Source organism: Lentilactobacillus sunkii DSM 19904 (assembly GCF_001435575.1).
Classification (GTDB): Bacteria; Bacillota; Bacilli; order Lactobacillales; family Lactobacillaceae; genus Lentilactobacillus; species Lentilactobacillus sunkii.
The window spans coordinates 1-19,014 of sequence record NZ_AZEA01000025.1 but is presented as its reverse complement, the minus strand read 5'-3'; the positions used below and the strand labels follow the sequence as shown (position 1 = coordinate 19,014).

The window sequence follows — 19,014 nt, the reverse complement described above, 5'->3', positions numbered from 1 at the left end:
TTAATCTCCTCCTTTCGCTGACTTTTCTCGATCCACTAATGATTTGAGGATTTCTGCCTTGGTACTCTTGTTAAACGCTGCGGTGAGATCTTTAGCAGTAATACTAAAGTAATGGTCACTCAACTCTTTTAGATTCCCCCAGGCCGCACTCCCGTGGGTTTCAGTGTCCGCAGTTTCCCAAGCTTTATGCTTGCTGTTCCGTTTCAAGGCAAAATAAATGGTGTATAGGACCACACCGATACTGACGATAATTAATACCGGATTCTTTTGGCCCAAATACAAGTTGTAATAGCGCCAGGGGTGTAAGGCTAACTGCTTTAACACCGTTGGCATATGATCCGCAAAAGTTAGCTTATAGTGCGACAAGGCCATGACTGATCCAGCTAAAATCTCCGCTAAATACAAGCCAATGATTAGCGTTAGTAGATATGGCCAGCTGACTTTAACGCTGTTTAATAATTTGTCTTTCATCTAATCACCTACTATCTGTTTAATCCTTTGTTGGTTGGTACCGGAGTATCGTTGCTTGCCATGGATCAAGGTTGGGACTGACGTTAATTGATATTGCTGAATGTAGTGCCGATTCTGCGATTGATTCATGTTAATAAAAACAACGTTATGGCTAATGACGTTGTGCCAATAGATTCGGTGAAAAATAGCTTGGCAATCCGGGCAATCATCGCGATAGAAGAACAACACTTTTTTAGGGTGCTTAGCCAGCGTCACGATTGGTCGCTGCTTTTCTACGTGGTTGACATATTGATGACTGGCAAACCCACCAACGGCTAAAATCACCACGATTACCGCTAGGTCTTTACCAACCCGCTTAATTAAGGTCACTGGCTTTAAAACTGCTGCCTAAATTTTGTACCGCAGTGATTCGATCCGTGGTGGTATCGAAAGTCACCTGATAAAGTACCGTCGCCTTTTGCCAGTCGTTGTCGCCACTCTTACTTTCGTAACTGACAACGGCCAAGCCTTTCATATTTTGCCCCTGCTTACTTTGCGTATACAGGTTCAGTTGATTTAACTTAGCTGAAACACTATTGCTATCACCATACGTGCCCTTATTTGAAAAGTATTGCTGATATAGCTTGTCGGAAATCAAGTCTTTCACGCCATCTTTACGCTGTCCGTAGGTCTTGGGCTTAAAGTTGTTCATGACCCTAAAGAACTTGGTGACTACCGTATTAAAGCTAAGTTCAGCCTGACTTTTGTCTTTATTATTTTGGTAGGTCTTATAACTGTCAATTTGGGTGCTCAATAACTGCTTTTGTTGGTTGGCTTTAGTCAATTGCTGGTTAACTTGTCGCTTCTGTTTTTGTAAACGACTGATCTGCTGTTGTGCCTGCTTAACTTGGCTATGTTGATAGGCATTCGTTCCTAATGACATAATTAAGATCAAACCACCAAGTGCAATACTTAAAACCACGCTCCGCTTCATTTGTTGGTTCCTCCTTACTTCTTGATTGGCCGGGCTAACGTTACATCGCTACCACTTAGTAAGCTATAAAAGGCGGTGCCAAAGGTGCTTTCGTTAACCTTGTCGCCGACACCACCTTGCTCAATGATCTTGGTGGCTTTACCTTGCCATTTGCCTAGCAGAATGGCGGTATGCCCGTTGTTGCCGGCTCCGGCGCCTTGATTAACAATCACAATATCGCCAGCTTTCGCGTCATTTTCACTGATTTGCTTCAAGTATTGATGGCTACCTTTGGCGTCACTAGCCATCGTGCCGGTAAACCAGCCCATATTGGCCGGTACCTTGTAACCAGCTTTATTAAGCGCTAACCAGACAAAGCCCGAACAATCAGTTCCACCAGTTTTGCTGGGATTCTTTAAATCACTGCCTAAATCGGGGCTGGGGTGGGTTTGAACATAGTAGAAATCGCCTTTCATACTTTCTGCGTTTTTAACGATACTACCGTCGGAATAGCTCGGGTCACTATCACAACCTAACTCGTTTAGATCGCCGGAACTCGCATTGTCTAACGTATTACCGTCCACTGGATCACTCGCCCCGAACACGGAATACCAGTGATCGGCATAACCGTATCTTTGGCTTAAATACCATTGTTCCGGGTTCTTGCTCATGCCTTCATAATCCATTAACCAGGCTTTCGTCGCTTTGTGCACGTCCGTATATTTAAAGATCTGCTTGTTTGACGCATAGTAACTACTGTTCAATTCTTGATCGAGATAGTCCAACTGCACCCCGAGATTGGTCGCTGATTTGTTTTCTTTGTGGGCTAAGTCCTCCAACTTGTCTTTTCGGCCACCTAACCACTGGGCCAAGCCCGTAGCCCCGGAACTGGAATTAATGGACTTGGGATCAAGGCGACTTTCTAGTTGTAAGACCCCCAAGATACCCGCGGCCGCTTGTGGCGTTGCACCATACTTTTGTTTCCAGTGCGCATAGATATTTTTGGCATTTTCCGTCATGCTCTTACTATCTAATTGTGTTTCTGTAGTGGTTGAGTTATCACAACTGTTTTCTTGCAATTGACCAGTAAGCGCGGCAATTAGCAAGATGATTAGCAGAAGGGCGCCACCCACAATATAAGCAATCAATTTCCACTTCTTTTTCTTATATTCAAATGACAATACCTGCATTTAATCACCCACTTTGTGCTTGGCCTGATCGACTTGTTTTTGCGCTGCTGATTGGTCACTCTGCGCGTTCTTTAAGTCCGACTTAGCCGAATCCACCTTCTTGTCTTTGTCCTTATCTTTACTGCCATCAATCTTGTTGGCGTCATCTAACTTCTTTTGGGCGTCGCTAACTTCGTTCTTAGCGGCATTGAGACTTAACAAGGCTTTTAAATACTTAGCTTTAGGACTGTTCACGCCGGCTAACTTGGTTTGGACAGTCTGGGCGTCTTGCGTATCATTATGGGCGAGGAAAGCTTGCCCTATTCTCAATAACACATCAGCGTTCGTCATAAAGGATAATTGGTTATTAAGCGTATTGGTATCATAATTAACAATCGCTTTTTCGAGTTTCAATTGATCTTTTTGCTTACTCGTCGCCTTAGTTGGTAACTGCCAATCGGCCACTTGACTGCTATCTTGGTTGGCATAAGCCGCATTAACAACCTTGTTCAACTGACTTGGGTCAACGTTTAAGGCTTGCTGGTACTGACGATGCTTTAAAAAGACACTGACTTGCTTAGTTAAAGGATAGCCGGCCCGTTTCATATCTTTTTGCGCTTCCGACCACTTTCGATCATTTAAAGCGGTCTGAATTTGACCGCTATATTTTAATCGCGTGACTTGGGCTTGGTTCTGGTTAGCTAAGCTTTGATATTGCCGTTCGTCACTTTTATGGACTAAGCCGACGGCCAAAACGGCCACAATCGCCACCCCGGCCATACTCAACCATAAACGTTGTTTGGTTTTCTGCTGGGCCGTTTCAACTTCCTGCCATTCGTGATAGCTCACAAAATCCTCAATGCCGTTAACCACTTCCGTTAACTCATTTAACGACGTAGCTTTAGCCACTTGTTGTAAATAGTCATCTGGGTGTTTGGCAAAGGCTTCTTGGGGATTGCTTAGTAGCCGTTCATAGGGCGTCCCCGTCAAGCAAAACAGAATCAGTGCTTTGTATTTGGCTAAATTGCTATGTTTGTCATCATAAGGCATGAGTTCATTGGCCCGGTAGGCGTACCAAACATGTTGCATTGGGTAATACCATAGGTTGGCTGGGTTCAACGCAATGTGATACTGGCTATCGTTAACCACATGTTGCGCCATGATTTCCTTGGCAATGGCTGCCCGGATCGCCTTATTTTCATGTGGCAAGTCCTTTAATGATCTGACTTTATCCGGCAAGGTATAAGTTAAAACAACCTTCTGGTCTTGCTCAACTACGTTAACCAACTGTAAGAAATTGGCATCAGCTTCCTTTAATTCGTTTAGCTCACTCAACTGGTCATATCGAAATTGATTGTGATTGAGTTCGAGAATTAACTGGTTCCCTTGTCGCTTGAACGTGCCAACCTCGATATTCAATAACTGGTTTGATTTACTCATTTAAAGTCCCTCCTTCCTCTTCGGTAGTGGTCAAGGCGTCAATCTCACTAGGTGTTAAGACCACGCGCTTTTGATAATCCGGTTGTCCGGCTGTCTTACGGTTGTATTTTTCTTGGTAAGCTTCTGGGTCGATTAGTCGTAGTTCTTCTTCGGTCAATTCGACGCGCATAAAGGCACGCTGGCTACCATAGATCATCAGAGCTTCACCTTGTCGTCTGCGTTCTAGTAACTTCTTTTCTTTATCCGAGAACGTCATTCTTAACTTAGTAATGACATCATCGACACCTTTACCATCAAGACCAAAGAACACTTTGGTGTAGGAGTTTCCAATAATGGCTTCACCAATGTTCTGCCCGGTATCTGTCGTTCCTTCAATCACATCTTGAATTTGCTGCGTTCCGGCAATCGCCCCGGCATTGTACTTTCTAAACCGCTTGTAGGCTTGGTGGAAAAAGGTGGCGGCTGCTTTGTGCAAGGTCAAGAAATGAAATTCATCGACAAACAATTTCTTGCGGCTATGCCGATCTTTGGTAATTTCGTCCCATAGATACTGGAAGGTATTCAGATAAGCCGCTGATTGGACTTCCTGCTCACTTTGTAGCGGTTTTAAATCAAAGGAAATGATTTTCCCTTTTAAGTTAACGTTGGTATGGCCGTCAAATAGGCTGTTAGAACCATGGGTATAGCTGCCTAAGATGTAGTAGAAGTCTTTAACCCGATTAAATTTGTCTGCGTCCTTATCAGCCAGTTTTTCCAACTCGTCATAAACATTGGATAAGGTCGGCCACTGATCGTCTTTAATCTCTTTTAAGCGGCTGTACTTCAAAACACCACTGTTGACGTAGGCCTGTTTAACGACATCATCAAGAATTGCCAGCTCAACTTGGGTAATCCCGGTTTTAAGGACTTCAAAGAATCCCTTTAATCGCTGGATTTTATCTTTAACTAGTAAATCAAGGTTCGTGACCGCCTCATCGGCGCTTAGGATTTCTTCGGAGAAAATTTGGAGCGGGTTAATTTTGTACTTAGCATTCGAGGTTAGGTGCAAGACTGCCCCACCCAGGGCTTCGACAATCTTGGTATATTCGTTTTCTGGGTCAATAATGTAAATTTGATAGTCTTGAATGGCGTAGCGTAGGATTTTTTGGATCATATAGGTGGTCTTGCCGACCCCCGAGGTCCCGATAATCACTTGATTTTGATTTAGGGTCTTGTTGCGATCCAGCATATCTACGGCAATTAAGCTGTTGGTATCTTTGTTAACTCCTTCAATATCGCTTCTCGGCTTTAAGTCCAGAATTTCAGCGTCATCAAAAGGAAACATGCTGCTGGCGACTTCGGTATTACTCTCTTTATAGGTGTAATCCCCCATGAGGTTCTCGTTAATTGGCATGGTTGACCAAAATGCTTGGAAAGTCGCTTTAACGGGCACTAGGGGCTTCATTTGTAGTTTAATCAACGTATTCTTGACGTTTTCGGTTAAATCGTCTAGTTCTGCTAAACTGTTGGCCCGCAGATAAATGAGCATATGTTGGTACACAAATGTGGTAGAATTATCGAGGTATTTATCTAGTTGCATGTTGGCTGAATCAATATAATTTTGCAGAATCTTCTTTTTATACGGGTCGAACGTATTTAACTTCTGCGCTTCCTTATTTTGAATCGTCTTCTTGTAATAGGTAATCATTGAATTGTTACTGGCGCTGTCGATATATTGCACAATATCGATAACGCCTTTTTTGCGCTTTAACTCTGATAGCCAGTTGCCATACACCCGCTTGGGATAGTCAGCAATCGCTAACACCCGAATAAAATTCTCCCCCGACTGGACGTAGGTGGGGTACTGTTCCCAGCTAAACGGGAATAGTGAATGCAAGCTATCGCGATCAATCAGTTTGGTAAAATCCTCAACCTCCGGTTTGGGCTTACTACCCGTTTGGTCGCTGTTGCCTTGGTTATGCTCTTTTTTAGTTGGCATAAATAAATCAATGACCTTATCACCAAAACTCATACTGTTGCCCCCTATCCATTAAAATTGATCAAGTTCTTTAAAATCTCTTGGACTTCTTGACTGGTCAAAACTTTGGCCGTCACATCAAAATCCGTTAACGCATTTTCAATGTCTCGTTTAACCTGTTCGATCTTTTCGTCTAAATGAGTGACGGCTAAGTTTAAGCTTTTAACGCTCTTGTCTTTAATCGGTACCTTAACGATTAGCAGATGTTGCTTAGTTGTCATGTTTTTGGATTCCTGGACTTTAGTAAAGTGGTCCAAATAACTGGCTATGAGTTGGATTTTGAACTGTTGCTCCGGGTGGTCTTTTTGTAAGGCGAGATACCGCCGTTTGAGACCATTGAGATAAGCCGTCATATTGACGGGAATCGTCGGTTCTAAGAACTGTAACGTGTCATCAACGCCTTCACCTAAGGTACTCATGAGAAACGCACCATAGTCCTCAAAAACGTCCTGTTGTTCGGTTTCATTAAGTAGATCAAGGTTGATCCCACTAACTTCCAAAATGCCAACGAGATTACCGGTTTTGGTAACTTCGTAATTACCATACATACCCACCACCAAGCTCATGTCATCAATGGTCTCTTTGCCACCATTGATTTTAGGCGGTTGATAATCCCAATCTAGCTTGGCTGTTTTATTGGCGGTTTTGCTCTTCTTCAAACGCATTTAGTTCACCTCGCTTCTTCGGTTTTAAATAAAACAGTTTCTGACCATTGGCATAGTGGCGTTTCAACTTAAAGTTATCCCGCACTTTAATATTCTTCCGCGCCGCAACTGGCCTAATTGTTAAAATAGCCATGACAATCGTCATGGCTAAGACAACAATCACTATTTTTATCAGGACTAAGATCAGACCATAGGGTGGGATCGCAATAAAAATTAAGCCCACTAGTCCTGCCAGCGCCGCATAGCCAAAATCCTTCAAGGTGTAGTCTTTCCAGATCCCGTAATCTTTATCTACGTTCTCTGGAAAGATAAATTCTTTTCCTTTCTTCATTTGGCAGGCTCCTTTTTAAATTAAGTGAATAGGCTGTAAACCCAAGGTAATAGCCAGATAATCGCTGCCGCTAGGGCCACTAAACCAGCCACCCGACCAACCGCGTGATAAACCTCTGATTTCTCTCGCGGATCGTCTGCGTCAGGCATTCTTTTGATAATAATAAATAGCGCCACACAAATCCCGACTAAAACGACCAACCCGGTTAAAATACCTTGAATTGTCTTACCAGCTTGGGTGAGCTTACTTTTAACTTCGCCACCGTCCGCGGCAAAAGCAACCTGAGCGTTCATCAATCCCAAGTAAATTGTGGTGGCTCCAGTAGTTGCTAACGCTTTTACTTTGCTGAACTTCATGTTATTCCTCCTTTCCATCGTCTTCTGATGTTCGTAATTGAATTTGTTCTGCCTGCGTTTCTTCTGGCTCACGCTGATAGAACTTGTTCAATTGTTCCTCGGCAATGTGCTGGCTTGGTAATGGGTCGGTGGCTAATCTGACGTGGCCATTTTCACTCGTGGCTAAGTAATACTCCTTTTCTGACTGACCTAGCTCTTGGGTCTCTAAGACATGCACATTATGTTCATAACGGCCTAAGGCGTTATCAACTTCTAAGCCATAGAAGCCTAAGAAACCTTCTAAGAAGCTCTCACCAAAAAAGGTCATTTCGTTTTTGATCTGCTTATATTGATGGGTCGGTTTATCACTTACCAATTTTTCGGTCTTTTTAGCATTTTGACTGTCTTGATGGCGATTAAACCAGCCCCTAAGTTTTAATGGCGGAGTTTTTAGCTGACGTTTAATGGTCTTCTTAATCATTGCTCGACGAACTTCATCGATTGGCTGGCCGTCTTGATCTAAAATTGCTTGTAACTGTTTTGGATCAGTCAATGCTTGGTCATCATCAACCACAATCGCCTTTTGATCATCATGAACTAGCTTGCCATTAATGCCTTGCCAGCTTTCTACTTTCATTGGATCACCTCCTTATGTTGTTTGTTGGGTTAGAAATATTAAACAACTAGCTTTCCCCTAACCCGCCCGGTAAAATGGATTATTAGGAGGGTGACACCTAGAAGGCGTATTTCTAGGTGCTGATCCCCGTTAGCAACTTCACTGCTTACGAGGACGCCCTCTTTTTTTATGTGGTTTTTAACCCACTCTATCCCTTCATCAGATATTAATTTATTGGTACCTGAACCAAGCAAAAATTGATCAGGGAACTCTGGATGTCGTTTGATCCAGTTGCTGACATAATTTCGGCCACGCCCCAGCTTATGATTAGCTTGCGTTAGGCTGTACCATTCCTGATTACCTGTCACATGTAAGTTCTCCTTTCTTAATTTAGTCATAGTTTAACACTAAAAGGTGTAACTTACACCATTTATTTTTTTACATTTAGGTTACAAGTGCCTGCCCCCATCTTCATGCCGATTACGGGTTTGGTGTTGCCGCTGCTTTTTCGTCATTGCCCACTCGGTCTCTTTTAAGTCACGTAGTTGCTGCTTTCTTAGATAGTCCGTATTTTTCGCATATAAAATGGTCATTAAGGCTTCGTCCAAAATATTCATCAGGTAATTTTTCGGGCTAGTTGGGTGGTAATTAACGGCCTGATAGTCCTTAACTTGAGCTTGCTTATATTGATCAAACCGTGTTGTCTGTTGTTTCAAACGGGCTTGCACCATTTCAATTTGTTTGTGATCCAACTTAGGATCTTGGCCACATTCGCCGATAAACAGTTGCCGGGTGCCATCATGTTTTAAGACCCGTTGCAGTCGATGATCCTGAATATCTTTTAATTCCATTTTACCTAACAGGTAATTTAAACCGGCTTGGTGTTGCTGACTAGTAAAGACTACCGGTGGCTGCTGTTGCAATTGACTAAGATTCTTGGCGCTTAATGGCTTTAACTCTGGATCATAGTAAACCACGGCGGTATAGATTTGTTCCTTATCAATCGTCTCTAGCTTATCGAGGTCACTGTCCGGAAAAGCAGTCGTTAGAATGCTGTTGTATTGGGTTTGCACCACGGCTTTAACTTCCCGCATGACCCGTAAATTTTTCACCGCTTTAGAAATGAATTCGAGTTCGCTTGGTTGATAAGCGGCTAGTATGCCCCGATCAGTATGCTTCAAATCGTCTAACTGGTGACCATGTTTGGCTAGTACCGTGGTTAATTGCTTCTCAATTGTTTGGGCCTGCTGATTAACTAACTGCCAGCTGGTATATGGCCGCTTGGTAAACGTCAATAATTGCTGGGTTAATAAGTCGTTTCGAATATTCATTAAACGTTCGTTTAATTCACTGCCTTTGAAAATCGTTTGTTCACTATTAGTTTCTTTAATCAGTTCCCGTCGTTCAGCTGCGGTTGTCTGTTCAAAATTAAGTTCCGGATAAAGCTTTTTCGTTGCTCGTTCCACCACTTTATTTAACAACTGGTTAGCTTGTGCTAGTGATGTCGTTTGCTGGTCAATAGTCAGCAGTTGCTTGGTTACATCTTCACCAATGGCATGTTTGATTAATAAGCTGTTTTTCCAATTAAACAGCATGCGCTGTTTATCATCTAAATGTTCTAAATCGACATAGGTTTTCAATTGCTGACTTAGATGACTAATTGTGTGTTTTTCAGAGAACGATAGCTCGTCATTTAACGCGTCAAAATGTTCATGATTTCTTATCTTTTCGTCAAGACTATGATATTTAGCTTGAGCGTTTCTTTGCGCTCTAACTTGTTGATTAAACGCTTTTCGATTTTTTCTTTGGCTGTTAATGCCTTCGTGTTGGGTAGGTGTCTCTTGAATCCCTTGATCGACAAACGATTTTTCACTAATCCGATCCGGAATATTTTTTTGTGCTAAGAACTGATTAACACTTGTTGCCCAATTATGCCGCCACTCATTAATTTTTTCCTTTTTATCCCAATCAACCAACCAAATTTTTCTTTGTTTTGGAAACCCGCTTTTGGTTAAAAGTTGCTTGCCATTTTCATCTTTAATGTACTGCGTCTTTGCTTTTAATCCCCAACTACCATCGGGGTTAAATGGGCGATTGGTTAACATCACATGTGCATGCGGATTGTCTGGGTGATCGCGATGAATTGCTACGTCAGCTACCATACCTTGATCGACAAAATTTTCTTGCACATATTTTGTCAGTAATTCTTTCTGTTCGGATTCACTTAATTCTACCGGTAAAGCCACGTTAAATTCTTTTGCATACCGTGAGTTTGATTTACGATCTTTCTTTTCAACTTCATTCCATAATTGTTCTCGATCACTGGCCCATTCTGGTGCGTTTTTTGGGGTTAAAATAAAGCTTTCTGGCATAACCGAGCGGGCATAAAAATAGTGGCGGCCTTCTTTATCATCAAATAATTTTTCACCACTTCGATAAGCGGCACTGGCAATGGCACTTCGTCCTTTTCCAGCACTAATATTACTAAAAATCATATGAAATATTGCCATGTTAGTCACCTCTTTACTTTGATTCTATGGGCTTGACTTTTTTGTCGCCATCGGCGACTTCTAATACAGGATTTTGGGGTTAGTACAACATAGAATTCATTCTATGTGTAAGTGCGCATTGACCTCGTTTCACTCGGCCTGCTGATTCCCCTAAATTTACTTATAGTGTATGACTTACGCTTCGCTATTTCAACTTTTATCCTTTGACTTAACGTTTCCCTTATGATATAGTGTCGGTAATTATTTTTAATACGATTGGAGGGATCATTATGTCTCAAAGTAACTTAGAAAAACAAGAAGCCAAATTAAAACAGCTTAATCAAAAGATTAAAGCTGAAAAAAATAAAATTGAACAAAATCTCGGTAAGCAAATCATTAGATCAGCCAATTTGGATTATGGGACACTGACCACTCCACAGATTAAAATGATTGCTAAAAAAGTTGCCGCCTTTTTAAATCAAGCTCAAAATAACCGATAATAGTTAGGTGGTAATGACTATGCCTAATCAATATGAAAAACTAGTTGAGCAACAAGCGCGTTTAAAACAAAAAATTGAGCGAGAAGATTTTAAATTACGGCAATCTAAATACTACGAAAATCGGCAAGCCCGCAAAGCCCGTTCTCGCCGATTAATTCAAAAAGGGGCTTTGCTCGAAAAATACTTTCAAGCTGATAATCTCTCGGTTGAACAAACCGAAGAGCTTTTAAACATATTTGCTGACTATGTTAACGCCCATAAACCGGATAAATTAAAAAACGATCAACCTAATAACTAGGCCGATCGTTTTTATTTTCAGGATTATTTTTTGGCTTAACTTCTAGATTGTTTTTAGCAAAGTCTTTGAGATGATTTTGGGTTATTTTACTAATCTTGTCTTCAACTAATTTAAGTTCTAATTTATCCGTTTTTTAGTTGCTTGTACATCTGGTTCAATTCATTAGCACTTAATTTTTTGTTTGCTCGAATTTGTAATCCCTGAATACCATTATCATATGTCCACTGTTTAATTTTAGTCATGTCATTAGTCTGATAATAATTGGCAATTAGTTCGTTCCATTGATCCCACTTATCTAATGGGATATTAATTAAACCAGCGCCACCGTCAATCATAATTTTATTGGCACTTAAAGTTGCCATCCTTTTGTTTCCGTCCCAAAAGATTTGTTGGCGCATATTATGATACATGACAGTCAATGCTTTATCAGTAATCGTCATTCGTGGATCAGCCAAGATTTTTTGTAAAAAGGATTGTTCTTGTTTTTCGTTAATTAAAGGTGGTTCAAAAAAGTCTTCACTACCTAAATCAACTCCTCCTTTCCCTTGCCGTAATTCTCCCGGTACTAAGGCGTCTTCCACTGCCACAATCTTGTTGATTTGTTTTTCCATGGTTAACGTTAAAGGGGAATTTTGAGCAGTGATATATTGCCACCCACGCTTTAAATTAACAATCGTCAAAACATCTTCAACAGGTACTCCTGCTACGCTCATACCGTCCATAATAGTTTGTGTTTGTGGCAAAGTGGTATTAACGCCTTCAAAGCGAGCATTAGTATGCACTAACTTGGTAAAATTTGCTCGGGCAAACCGTTGGTTTTCTGCAGCTGTGAATTTATACTTGTCCATATATGTTCGAGTTTTAGCCATATTTTGTGCCTCCTTTCTATTTCAGTCACCGATTATTTGACCTGTCCATGTTAAATCACAAAATGCTTTTCGTTGATAATTTGCTCTTGGCGTTTATCTAAGAGGTAAGTGTGTAACGCGTCAAACAGCTTGCGTTTATCAGGATCTGGGTTATGGGCTGCTTGTTCCCAAATGCCTTGAATATCGACGGCCCAGGGGTCCGTCAACAATTGCTCAATTTTTTTCGACTTCTTTGCTTTGTTTTGGTCATTTAAAAAGCTCCTTTCCCATCTTTCTAGTTCAGCTATCACCTATTCATCCACTCAAGGTGCCTGCTTTTGCTTCTAAGCGATTTTAAAGCGATTTTAATATAATTATGCATGTAACACTTAAAACGGCTTAAGCGAGCTAATATGGCGTTTAATTCCAAGAACGCCCATTGTCAGCGTTCTGTTCTTCGGGGTGTTTGGCCGCATATTCTCTAGCCGCTTGTTTATTCCACCAAACGCCAAATAGGTTTTGCATGGTGCCGTACAAGTAGTTTTCCACGTTCTTGATGTGCTTCTCATTGCTTCTAAGGGCGTTAAAGTAGCGTCTCAAGGCTTTAGTCATTAAAGGTTTCAGTTCCTCATCATCAAGTGGGATTATGACACCAATATCTTTGTGATCTTTCTCAACTCGGTACTTAGCATTTAAGATAATGCCAATGAAGCGCCGCATTTGTTGTGGGGTACGGCACCAAAAACTAAGTAGTTGCACAGCTTCTGGTTCTAAGAAAACCGGTAAGCCACTGTCTTCATCAGTTAAGAAGTCATTAGCATGGTTCACCAAATCCTGGTTTTGCTTTTCTAGTTCTGCTGATGAGAAATTGGCTGTGGAAAAGTCCAACTTTTGAGTATCTATATTGTATCTATTAGTATCTAAACCTCTAGTATTGTTTAGATTGTGTTTCATTTTGAAACTTCCGCTTGTATCAAGGGATTTCGGCTCTTTTTGTCGGGGTTCCATTTTGAAACTTCCGCTTGTATCAAGGGATTTCGGCTCTTCATTAGTAATCTTTTTTTTGTAAATGTCTTTAGTTGTAACTTCGAGGTCAGCTAGATAAAGATGATTTGGTAGATTCTTCTTTTTCTTCGGATCAAATCCTAAGTTAACTTGATAGAGTAACTTTGCCCTTTCTAATTCTTTTTTTACTTTAACAATTTTCGCATTGCCCCAGCCAAATAAATTATGAAGCTCTTGATTTGTGAAAATGAAATAGACTCGATTCTTCTCATCAATCCAGTTGTTTCTTAATGAGTAATCTAGACGATCACGTAAAATCATATATCCTAACTTAGCACTATCACTTAGCTTTTTGTATTTTTCTCCGTATAGTAAAACTTGTGGGAATTGAAAAAAACGGGTTTCATAAGCTTTTTTTGATTCAATAAAATTAAAATTTGTTTGATCCATAATAAAACTCCCCTTCATTGACTTGTACATGCTGTCTTCAAAGAGAGTTGCTAAAACATCAGACTTGTTCTAAAATACAAATTTGATATGCTCTGACTGAATTATAAAGCATCATTGGCAGTGAGGACTTTGTAAATTCACCAGCATGTGTTTGTTTGTGAGTTGCAATTCGGCAACTTTTTTTAATTTTTAAGAACTAAAAATGGACTAAGTAGTTATTAGAAGCTACTTAGTCCATTGGTCTTATCTTCGTTTTAATTAGTTTACCTTTGCTTGCCCTTTAAGGTTTGCTTGCGGTATAATTAGCACGTAAACAAGATTACAATTTGTTCAAGCAATTTTAACTTGGCGGTGAAAATTGCTTGGACTAGGTAGCTGCAAGATAGCTACTTGTCAATACTGCAAAAATCCCAATCCCGAGTGGATTGGGATTTTTTGTTTATGAACAAAGCATATCATTCTGCAAAGGTTAAGTAAATAGTTTTATGTATATGATTTATGATTAATCATAAATCATATAAAATTTGCGATTAATCATAAATCATGGTAAAGTGTTTATGTAAAGGTAGGTGCTACTATGAATGGGAAAACACTATTAAACTTCAACTTTAAAGGTGGCGTTGGTAAGACCACCTTGACTGTAATGGAAACCTATTTATTGGGTCAAGAGGGGAAAAAAGTACTACTGATAGATTTCGATCCCCAGGGAAATGCAACTGAAATTATGAAGGAGACTTATAAAGCCGATTTAAAGCCGGAACTTTCATTATATGAGGGCCTTCTTGGAGGGAATTTGTCTAAATCTATTGTGTCTGTTACAAACCAAATTGATATGATTCCTACAGATTGGACATTGTCTTTATGGATTGGTGCTGTAGAAAAAGTTAGTCGGGTTAAACGTAATATTCTATTACCACAAATGCTTTCAAAGTTAAAACAAAATTACGATTATATTTTTATTGACGTACCACCAACAATAAATGTCTTTACTAATAACGCAATCATGGCTTCAGATTTCATCTCAATTGTCTTACAAACTCAAAAGCAGTCATATACAAGTTCTTTAAAAACAGCTACGCATTTAGGTGAACTACGTGAACAATACAATGGAAGTTTTCAGTTAGTTGGTGTCATATTGTACTTAATGAAGCCACGTGCAAAAGTTGATACTGAAATTTCTGCACAAGCAAAAGACTTTTTTGGCGAAGGGGTCTTTTCAAACTCAATTAGAACTCAAGAACGGGTTAAAACGTTTGCTAATGAAGGAATACGGAATAAAGACCATTGGGATAAAAGAGCAATCCAAATGTACCAAATGGTTCTTAATGAACAACTACTTAGAATTCAACAGTTAGAGGAGTAATTTATCATGGCAGAAGATTTTTTAAACAAAGTTAGTAAAAAGGCATCTGAACAACTTAAAAATCTAAAAAGTCCATACCAATTCGAAACAGAAAGAACTAAAACCGTTCAACTTCGCATGAGCACATATAAAGAAGTTAAACGCATCGCTTTTGAGAATGACGAAAAAATTGTTGATGTCTTAGAAAAAATTATTCGTGAAGGCCTTGCCAAACGTAAATAAGATTGAGCTTAACTTATGTATTACTGATTGTGTGATTTATGATAAAAGATTAATCTTTTATCATAAATCACACAATCAATAAACTTCACTGTACAAGGTATATTTAAAATAAATTTGATTTAAACATACGTGGTAGATCGCAAATTTAGGGGTCTAGAATTTTGGGTGTTGGAAAGTATTTCCATTCCAAAAGTACTAGGCCCTTTTTGATAACAAAAAAAGGCATCTAAGTCTCCCTAGTGCTATGCTTTAAGCGACGAAACTCAAGATAAGCGGGGTAGGAATAGATGTCTCAACTAGATAATACACTTAAATTACTGGGAATTACAGACACAAACATTCAGGTGTTCGGTACTCGTGAGGAATTTCATGGTCGGGGCTCGGGTCGCAAAAAGTATTTGGTCATCCAGGCAGAGCTTACCTACACACTCAGGCGCTGTCCCAGCTGTGGATACAATACGTTGCACCCTAACGGACACAAGTTCACTCATGTCCACATTGCCGGACCCATGGACCGGCCCGTAATTCTAGAGCTAAACAAGCAACGCTGGCGTTGTAGTAACTGCCATAGCACTTGTACGGCCACCACTCCAGTGGTATCAACCAACCACGCCATCGGTCACGGACTAGCGACTCATGTGCTGAAGCTAGCCAGTAAATCACTCCCGGCTAAGACTATCGCCAGTCTCACCGGTATTTCGACAAACTCAGTTCAGCGTATTTTGACGGCTAATATTCATCCACACGCGAGCCGCCGGTTACCGATTAATCTATGCTTTGATGAATTCCGTTCCACGCACGGCTCCATGTCGTTTATTTGCATTGACGCCGACACTCACAAATCAGTTAAAGTACTTAGCGACCGCCTTAATAGAACCATCAAACAGTTCTTTCTTAGTCAGTACAGCACCGCAGAACGGGCCGCGGTTCAACGCGTCATCATGGACATGAACGCCTCCTATCAGGCATTCGTGCACGAACTATTCCCTAACGCCGAACTCATTATTGATCGGTTCCACATTATTCAATTAATGGGACGGACGATGGATACCATTCGCACTCAATGTTTAAAGCAACTCGACAAGCATTCGCGGGAATATAAAGTACTGAAATCACTATGGCGCCTATTCCACAAGGCCAACCCTGACGCACAAAAGAGCCGCTACCTCTTCGGCCTGAATGAGTACTCGACCGAACAGAACGCTATTGATATTGGAACCGATACGTTTCCGGCCTTCAAAACCGCTTATGAAACCTACATCGATCTCCACGATGCTTTGATGGGGCGTCACGCTGATGAACTCAAGAATATCATCACTAACTATCAGCCTAACGGCACGCCCCTAGATACGGCCATGCATACCCTACGAAAGAATCTTAATGGAGTAATTAACGCCGCCAAATCGTCCTACTCTAACGGACCGATAGAGGGCATCAACCGTAAGATCAAGGAGCTCAAACGTGCTTGTTATGGCTTCTCCAATCAGGCCAATATGTTCACACGCGTCTACCAGCTGATTGCCTAGATTATCTACCACAATAACGTCACGATGGTAGGCTTATTTGTTATGCCTTCAAGTACGATATTCAGACAACACACCAGATTAAACGCCGCAACTAATAAAATAACAAAAAAGATCTCCCACACGAGGAGATCTCCAAAGGATAGAAACTATCCTTCAACACCATTTGACAAACTTCCCAAAAAACGCCATTTTACTATCGAGTGGCGCTTTTTGTTGCAATTAAAAAGAAATTAGTTAAAATAAAGCTAGCCTACTTTCTATTGTTCAGGCCATTAAATCAATTGTATATACAGAAAGGTGCTGCTCATTAATTGAGTGGTGCTTTTTTGTATCTAATAAAATCTGTATTTTATAACGTCATATAAACGCATTCTCGTGCATTGTTTGCGTGTTAGCTGAATAATCCATGTTATTATTTGTTTGAACAGTCGTTGAATGAACGGAGAATGAAAATGAACGATAATAAACAAACGTATACAATGAAGCAAATAGCTAATTTAATAGGAATTGACAAAACAAAGGTTTGGAGATTTATTCGAGACAATAATATTCATGAATATTCAAAGAACGGTCGAGCCTTACTCTTTAATGAACAGCAGAAAGCACACATAATTAAAGGCATTAAGAGTAGTGATGTTCATTCTATGAACGAACGAAAAAACGATTCTAATTTAAGTGATAAAGAATTAATATCAGTCTTAAAAAATGAATTGGAGCAAAAGAATAAAGAGATAGACAGATTTCAAAAACTGTTAGATCAACAACAACAATTAAATTTAAGCAGTCAGAAATTGCTTGAAAGTAAGAATAATACCACACAAAGCCGTGAGAACGATTCTAAGGGCGATAAAAGCAATCCAGATATAAATTACAAGCAAGCAAAACGAAAAGCCCTCTAATGAGACGAGAGAGAGCTTTTGGAAATGGTTATTTAGATAGGTTGTGTAAATATTTTCATTGAGTTATAATTATGTCAATTAAATATACGAGTACGAAAAAAAGGCGTTGATTAAGCAAGTCCTACCACAAACTTGCTTAATCAGCTAACAAGTGCTATCGCCACTTGAAGCCTTTTAGCGCCAATTTCATAAACATATTTTGAAAGATGGTTTCGGAATGTAATTCCTACTTCTTCTATTATATGAAATGAGAATGATTAATGCAAGAGTGATACATAATTGCAAAAGTTAAAAGGGTTTCAAGTTAAACAACTTGTACCCTTTTTTCTTACTCTCAAAAGGGAGATATGTAATTATGTTTATCAAAGTAGAAATGGATTACTTCAAAGGTTCAAATTTAAAGGGTGCAAATGAAATTCTAACTTATTCACTTCTTTGTGACCGTATGAAGGCAAGTAAGAATAATAAAGATTTCTTTGATAAGAAGTTTGGCGATAGTTATATTATTTTTAAGCGTGAAGAGTTAGCTGAATATTTAGACGTAACTGTTAAGACCGTTACTAAAATTTTGAAGAGTTTGGTGAAAAAAGGTTATCTAATTGTAAAACATCAATTTAACGCTGCCTCCAAATTATTCTTACCAAAGTTTGAGAATGAAAAAAGTACTTCTATGCCCGTTAAGGAAGAAATTACCTCTTCCTTTGGGAAGAATTTACCTTCTAACAAGAGTACTTTAACAGATAAATATATAACAGATAATACAAGAGATACCTGTTCAGAGATTAATTCTAAAAAAATTGTTGCTATCACTCAAAAAGAAAAACAGGCAGCCAAACAGAAAAAATTAAACGAACTTGAAATAAATGCTTTAAGTAATTCACTAGAGACTAAAGCAGGCTTTAGCAAGCGAACAGTTAACATGCTCAAAGCCTTATCCTTTAATGATCCTAAAAAGCTTTATCAATTAAGTGGCATGGTGTTCAAGGCTAAAAATGTAGTTAAGAAACAAGCTAGAAACGTTATAAACAGCCAACTTGCTTTAAGTTTTGAGATCAACAATCGTTATGAAAATATGGCAGTCGATATTCAAAGAATTGTCATGACCGCTAATAGAAGTAAGAGAAGTAATGTTGAGGGATATATTTTCAGTTCATTAGTCAATTATTTTCAAGAAGCCGTTAACGATTATTGCATTCATGACGTTCAAAGCGTGATTGGTTAAGGTGAATTAATTACGGATAATTTAAGAACGTCGCTGGAACACTTAATTGTAACTAATGAAATTAGTCGTTTTCAGTGATTACATTAGGGTTAGGGCCTAATGTATTCAAAATCCTATGTTAAATTTGAATTAATACTTAAGAATTTATAAATAAAGGTAATCAAGTGGCAAATTCTATAATTAATCCGAACAGAAA

22 protein-coding genes are annotated in these 19,014 nt (G+C 39.7%); 7 read left to right on the top strand and 15 right to left on the bottom strand.

Annotation, left to right across the window (positions count from 1 at the left end):
• Genes FD17_RS11050 through mobQ form a run of 12 tightly spaced genes read right to left on the bottom strand, consistent with a single transcriptional unit; the run spans window position 1 to window position 10,506 of the window.
• The gene (locus FD17_RS11050; protein ID WP_057826237.1) at window positions 1-471 is read right to left on the bottom strand and encodes a hypothetical protein; all 471 of its coding nucleotides are present in this window, start codon (window positions 469-471) and stop codon (window positions 1-3) included.
• A complete protein-coding gene (locus FD17_RS11045; protein WP_057826236.1) occupies window positions 472-840 on the bottom strand; it encodes a thioredoxin family protein in 369 nt (122 codons plus the stop codon).
• Complete coding sequence (locus tag FD17_RS11040) at window positions 827-1,444, bottom strand: SadB/YajI family lipoprotein (RefSeq protein ID WP_057826235.1); 618 nt, start codon at window positions 1,442-1,444, stop codon at window positions 827-829. The genes FD17_RS11045 and FD17_RS11040 overlap by 14 nt, the downstream gene beginning before the upstream one ends.
• A gap of 14 nt (window positions 1,445-1,458) precedes the next feature.
• Window positions 1,459-2,613: a phage tail tip lysozyme gene (locus tag FD17_RS11035; RefSeq protein WP_057826234.1), complete on the bottom strand. Its 1,155-nt coding sequence runs from the start codon at window positions 2,611-2,613 to the stop codon at window positions 1,459-1,461.
• Window positions 2,614-4,032 carry a type VII secretion protein EssB/YukC gene (locus FD17_RS11030; RefSeq protein WP_057826233.1) on the bottom strand — a complete coding sequence of 473 codons (1,419 nt, stop codon included), beginning with the start codon at window positions 4,030-4,032 and terminating at the stop codon, window positions 2,614-2,616. It lies immediately after the preceding gene.
• Window positions 4,025-6,043: a VirB4 family type IV secretion system protein gene (locus tag FD17_RS11025; RefSeq protein WP_057826232.1), complete on the bottom strand. Its 2,019-nt coding sequence runs from the start codon at window positions 6,041-6,043 to the stop codon at window positions 4,025-4,027. The genes FD17_RS11030 and FD17_RS11025 overlap by 8 nt, the downstream gene beginning before the upstream one ends.
• 11 nt (window positions 6,044-6,054) lie before the next feature.
• Complete coding sequence (trsD, locus tag FD17_RS11020) at window positions 6,055-6,714, bottom strand: TrsD/TraD family conjugative transfer protein (protein ID WP_046041334.1); 660 nt, start codon at window positions 6,712-6,714, stop codon at window positions 6,055-6,057.
• The gene (locus FD17_RS11015) at window positions 6,683-7,045 is read right to left on the bottom strand and encodes a hypothetical protein (protein WP_035457693.1); all 363 of its coding nucleotides are present in this window, start codon (window positions 7,043-7,045) and stop codon (window positions 6,683-6,685) included. The genes trsD and FD17_RS11015 overlap by 32 nt, the downstream gene beginning before the upstream one ends.
• Window positions 7,046-7,065: 20 nt before the next feature.
• Window positions 7,066-7,401 carry a CagC family type IV secretion system protein gene (locus FD17_RS11010; protein ID WP_039107126.1) on the bottom strand — a complete coding sequence of 112 codons (336 nt, stop codon included), beginning with the start codon at window positions 7,399-7,401 and terminating at the stop codon, window positions 7,066-7,068.
• Window position 7,402: 1 nt separating this feature from the next.
• On the bottom strand, window positions 7,403-8,017 hold the full coding sequence (locus FD17_RS11005; RefSeq protein ID WP_057826231.1) for a hypothetical protein: 615 nt from the start codon (window positions 8,015-8,017) through the stop codon (window positions 7,403-7,405).
• A 38-nt stretch (window positions 8,018-8,055) separates the two neighbouring features.
• Window positions 8,056-8,394, bottom strand: a complete 339-nt coding sequence (locus FD17_RS11000; protein ID WP_011222043.1) for a hypothetical protein — start codon at window positions 8,392-8,394, stop codon at window positions 8,056-8,058.
• 51 nt (window positions 8,395-8,445) lie between these two features.
• Entirely contained in the window at window positions 8,446-10,506 is a 2,061-nt protein-coding gene (mobQ, locus tag FD17_RS10995; RefSeq protein WP_057826230.1) for a MobQ family relaxase, read from the bottom strand.
• A gap of 269 nt (window positions 10,507-10,775) precedes the next feature.
• Here mobQ and FD17_RS10990 point away from each other — a divergent pair, with 269 nt between their 5' ends.
• A complete protein-coding gene (locus FD17_RS10990; RefSeq protein WP_021816943.1) occupies window positions 10,776-10,985 on the top strand; it encodes a hypothetical protein in 210 nt (69 codons plus the stop codon).
• A gap of 19 nt (window positions 10,986-11,004) precedes the next feature.
• Complete coding sequence (locus FD17_RS10985) at window positions 11,005-11,283, top strand: hypothetical protein (protein WP_057826229.1); 279 nt, start codon at window positions 11,005-11,007, stop codon at window positions 11,281-11,283.
• Window positions 11,284-11,405: 122 nt separating this feature from the next.
• Here FD17_RS10985 and FD17_RS10980 read toward each other — a convergent pair whose 3' ends face one another.
• The 3 genes from FD17_RS10980 to FD17_RS10970 all read right to left on the bottom strand — a co-directional run bounded on the left by FD17_RS10980 (window position 11,406) and on the right by FD17_RS10970 (window position 13,586).
• A complete protein-coding gene (locus tag FD17_RS10980) occupies window positions 11,406-12,152 on the bottom strand; it encodes a Fic family protein (RefSeq protein WP_057826228.1) in 747 nt (248 codons plus the stop codon).
• 50 nt (window positions 12,153-12,202) lie between these two features.
• Window positions 12,203-12,442, bottom strand: a complete 240-nt coding sequence (locus FD17_RS10975; protein ID WP_186825107.1) for a hypothetical protein — start codon at window positions 12,440-12,442, stop codon at window positions 12,203-12,205.
• A gap of 109 nt (window positions 12,443-12,551) precedes the next feature.
• On the bottom strand, window positions 12,552-13,586 hold the full coding sequence (locus tag FD17_RS10970) for a replication initiator protein A (RefSeq protein ID WP_057826227.1): 1,035 nt from the start codon (window positions 13,584-13,586) through the stop codon (window positions 12,552-12,554).
• A gap of 577 nt (window positions 13,587-14,163) precedes the next feature.
• On the opposite strand from FD17_RS10970, the gene FD17_RS10965 reads away from it, so the two are divergent.
• From FD17_RS10965 to FD17_RS10945, 5 genes are all read left to right on the top strand, one after another.
• Window positions 14,164-14,949 (top strand): ParA family protein, encoded by a 786-nt coding sequence (locus FD17_RS10965; protein WP_005728422.1) that lies wholly within the window; start codon window positions 14,164-14,166, stop codon window positions 14,947-14,949.
• Between the two features lie 6 nt (window positions 14,950-14,955).
• Window positions 14,956-15,171: a hypothetical protein gene (locus FD17_RS10960; protein ID WP_003649837.1), complete on the top strand. Its 216-nt coding sequence runs from the start codon at window positions 14,956-14,958 to the stop codon at window positions 15,169-15,171.
• Between the two features lie 287 nt (window positions 15,172-15,458).
• Window positions 15,459-16,697, top strand: coding sequence for an ISL3-like element IS1165 family transposase (locus tag FD17_RS10955; RefSeq protein WP_057826226.1), 1,239 nt, complete (start codon window positions 15,459-15,461; stop codon window positions 16,695-16,697).
• A 452-nt stretch (window positions 16,698-17,149) separates the two neighbouring features.
• Window positions 17,150-17,596: a replication protein B gene (locus tag FD17_RS10950; RefSeq protein ID WP_225427652.1), complete on the top strand. Its 447-nt coding sequence runs from the start codon at window positions 17,150-17,152 to the stop codon at window positions 17,594-17,596.
• A 355-nt stretch (window positions 17,597-17,951) separates the two neighbouring features.
• On the top strand, window positions 17,952-18,818 hold the full coding sequence (locus tag FD17_RS10945; protein ID WP_146971982.1) for a replication initiator protein A: 867 nt from the start codon (window positions 17,952-17,954) through the stop codon (window positions 18,816-18,818).
• The last annotated feature ends 196 nt before the right edge of the window (window positions 18,819-19,014 follow it).

Coding starts and splice junctions, on each gene's coding strand:
- FD17_RS10945 (WP_146971982.1), top strand. CDS start 17,952: ATGTTTATCAAAGTAGAAATGGATTACTTCAAAGGTTCAAATTTAAAG.
- mobQ (WP_057826230.1), bottom strand. CDS start 10,506: ATGGCAATATTTCATATGATTTTTAGTAATATTAGTGCTGGAAAAGGA.
- FD17_RS10985 (WP_057826229.1), top strand. CDS start 11,005: ATGCCTAATCAATATGAAAAACTAGTTGAGCAACAAGCGCGTTTAAAA.
- FD17_RS10950 (WP_225427652.1), top strand. CDS start 17,150: ATGAACGATAATAAACAAACGTATACAATGAAGCAAATAGCTAATTTA.
- FD17_RS10980 (WP_057826228.1), bottom strand. CDS start 12,152: ATGGCTAAAACTCGAACATATATGGACAAGTATAAATTCACAGCTGCA.
- FD17_RS11040 (WP_057826235.1), bottom strand. CDS start 1,444: ATGAAGCGGAGCGTGGTTTTAAGTATTGCACTTGGTGGTTTGATCTTA.
- FD17_RS11035 (WP_057826234.1), bottom strand. CDS start 2,613: ATGCAGGTATTGTCATTTGAATATAAGAAAAAGAAGTGGAAATTGATT.
- FD17_RS11015 (WP_035457693.1), bottom strand. CDS start 7,045: ATGAAGAAAGGAAAAGAATTTATCTTTCCAGAGAACGTAGATAAAGAT.
- trsD (WP_046041334.1), bottom strand. CDS start 6,714: ATGCGTTTGAAGAAGAGCAAAACCGCCAATAAAACAGCCAAGCTAGAT.
- FD17_RS10970 (WP_057826227.1), bottom strand. CDS start 13,586: ATGGATCAAACAAATTTTAATTTTATTGAATCAAAAAAAGCTTATGAA.
- FD17_RS10960 (WP_003649837.1), top strand. CDS start 14,956: ATGGCAGAAGATTTTTTAAACAAAGTTAGTAAAAAGGCATCTGAACAA.
- FD17_RS11025 (WP_057826232.1), bottom strand. CDS start 6,043: ATGAGTTTTGGTGATAAGGTCATTGATTTATTTATGCCAACTAAAAAA.
- FD17_RS10965 (WP_005728422.1), top strand. CDS start 14,164: ATGAATGGGAAAACACTATTAAACTTCAACTTTAAAGGTGGCGTTGGT.
- FD17_RS11050 (WP_057826237.1), bottom strand. CDS start 471: ATGAAAGACAAATTATTAAACAGCGTTAAAGTCAGCTGGCCATATCTA.
- FD17_RS11010 (WP_039107126.1), bottom strand. CDS start 7,401: ATGAAGTTCAGCAAAGTAAAAGCGTTAGCAACTACTGGAGCCACCACA.
- FD17_RS11005 (WP_057826231.1), bottom strand. CDS start 8,017: ATGAAAGTAGAAAGCTGGCAAGGCATTAATGGCAAGCTAGTTCATGAT.
- FD17_RS11000 (WP_011222043.1), bottom strand. CDS start 8,394: ATGACTAAATTAAGAAAGGAGAACTTACATGTGACAGGTAATCAGGAA.
- FD17_RS10990 (WP_021816943.1), top strand. CDS start 10,776: ATGTCTCAAAGTAACTTAGAAAAACAAGAAGCCAAATTAAAACAGCTT.
- FD17_RS11030 (WP_057826233.1), bottom strand. CDS start 4,032: ATGAGTAAATCAAACCAGTTATTGAATATCGAGGTTGGCACGTTCAAG.
- FD17_RS10955 (WP_057826226.1), top strand. CDS start 15,459: ATGTCTCAACTAGATAATACACTTAAATTACTGGGAATTACAGACACA.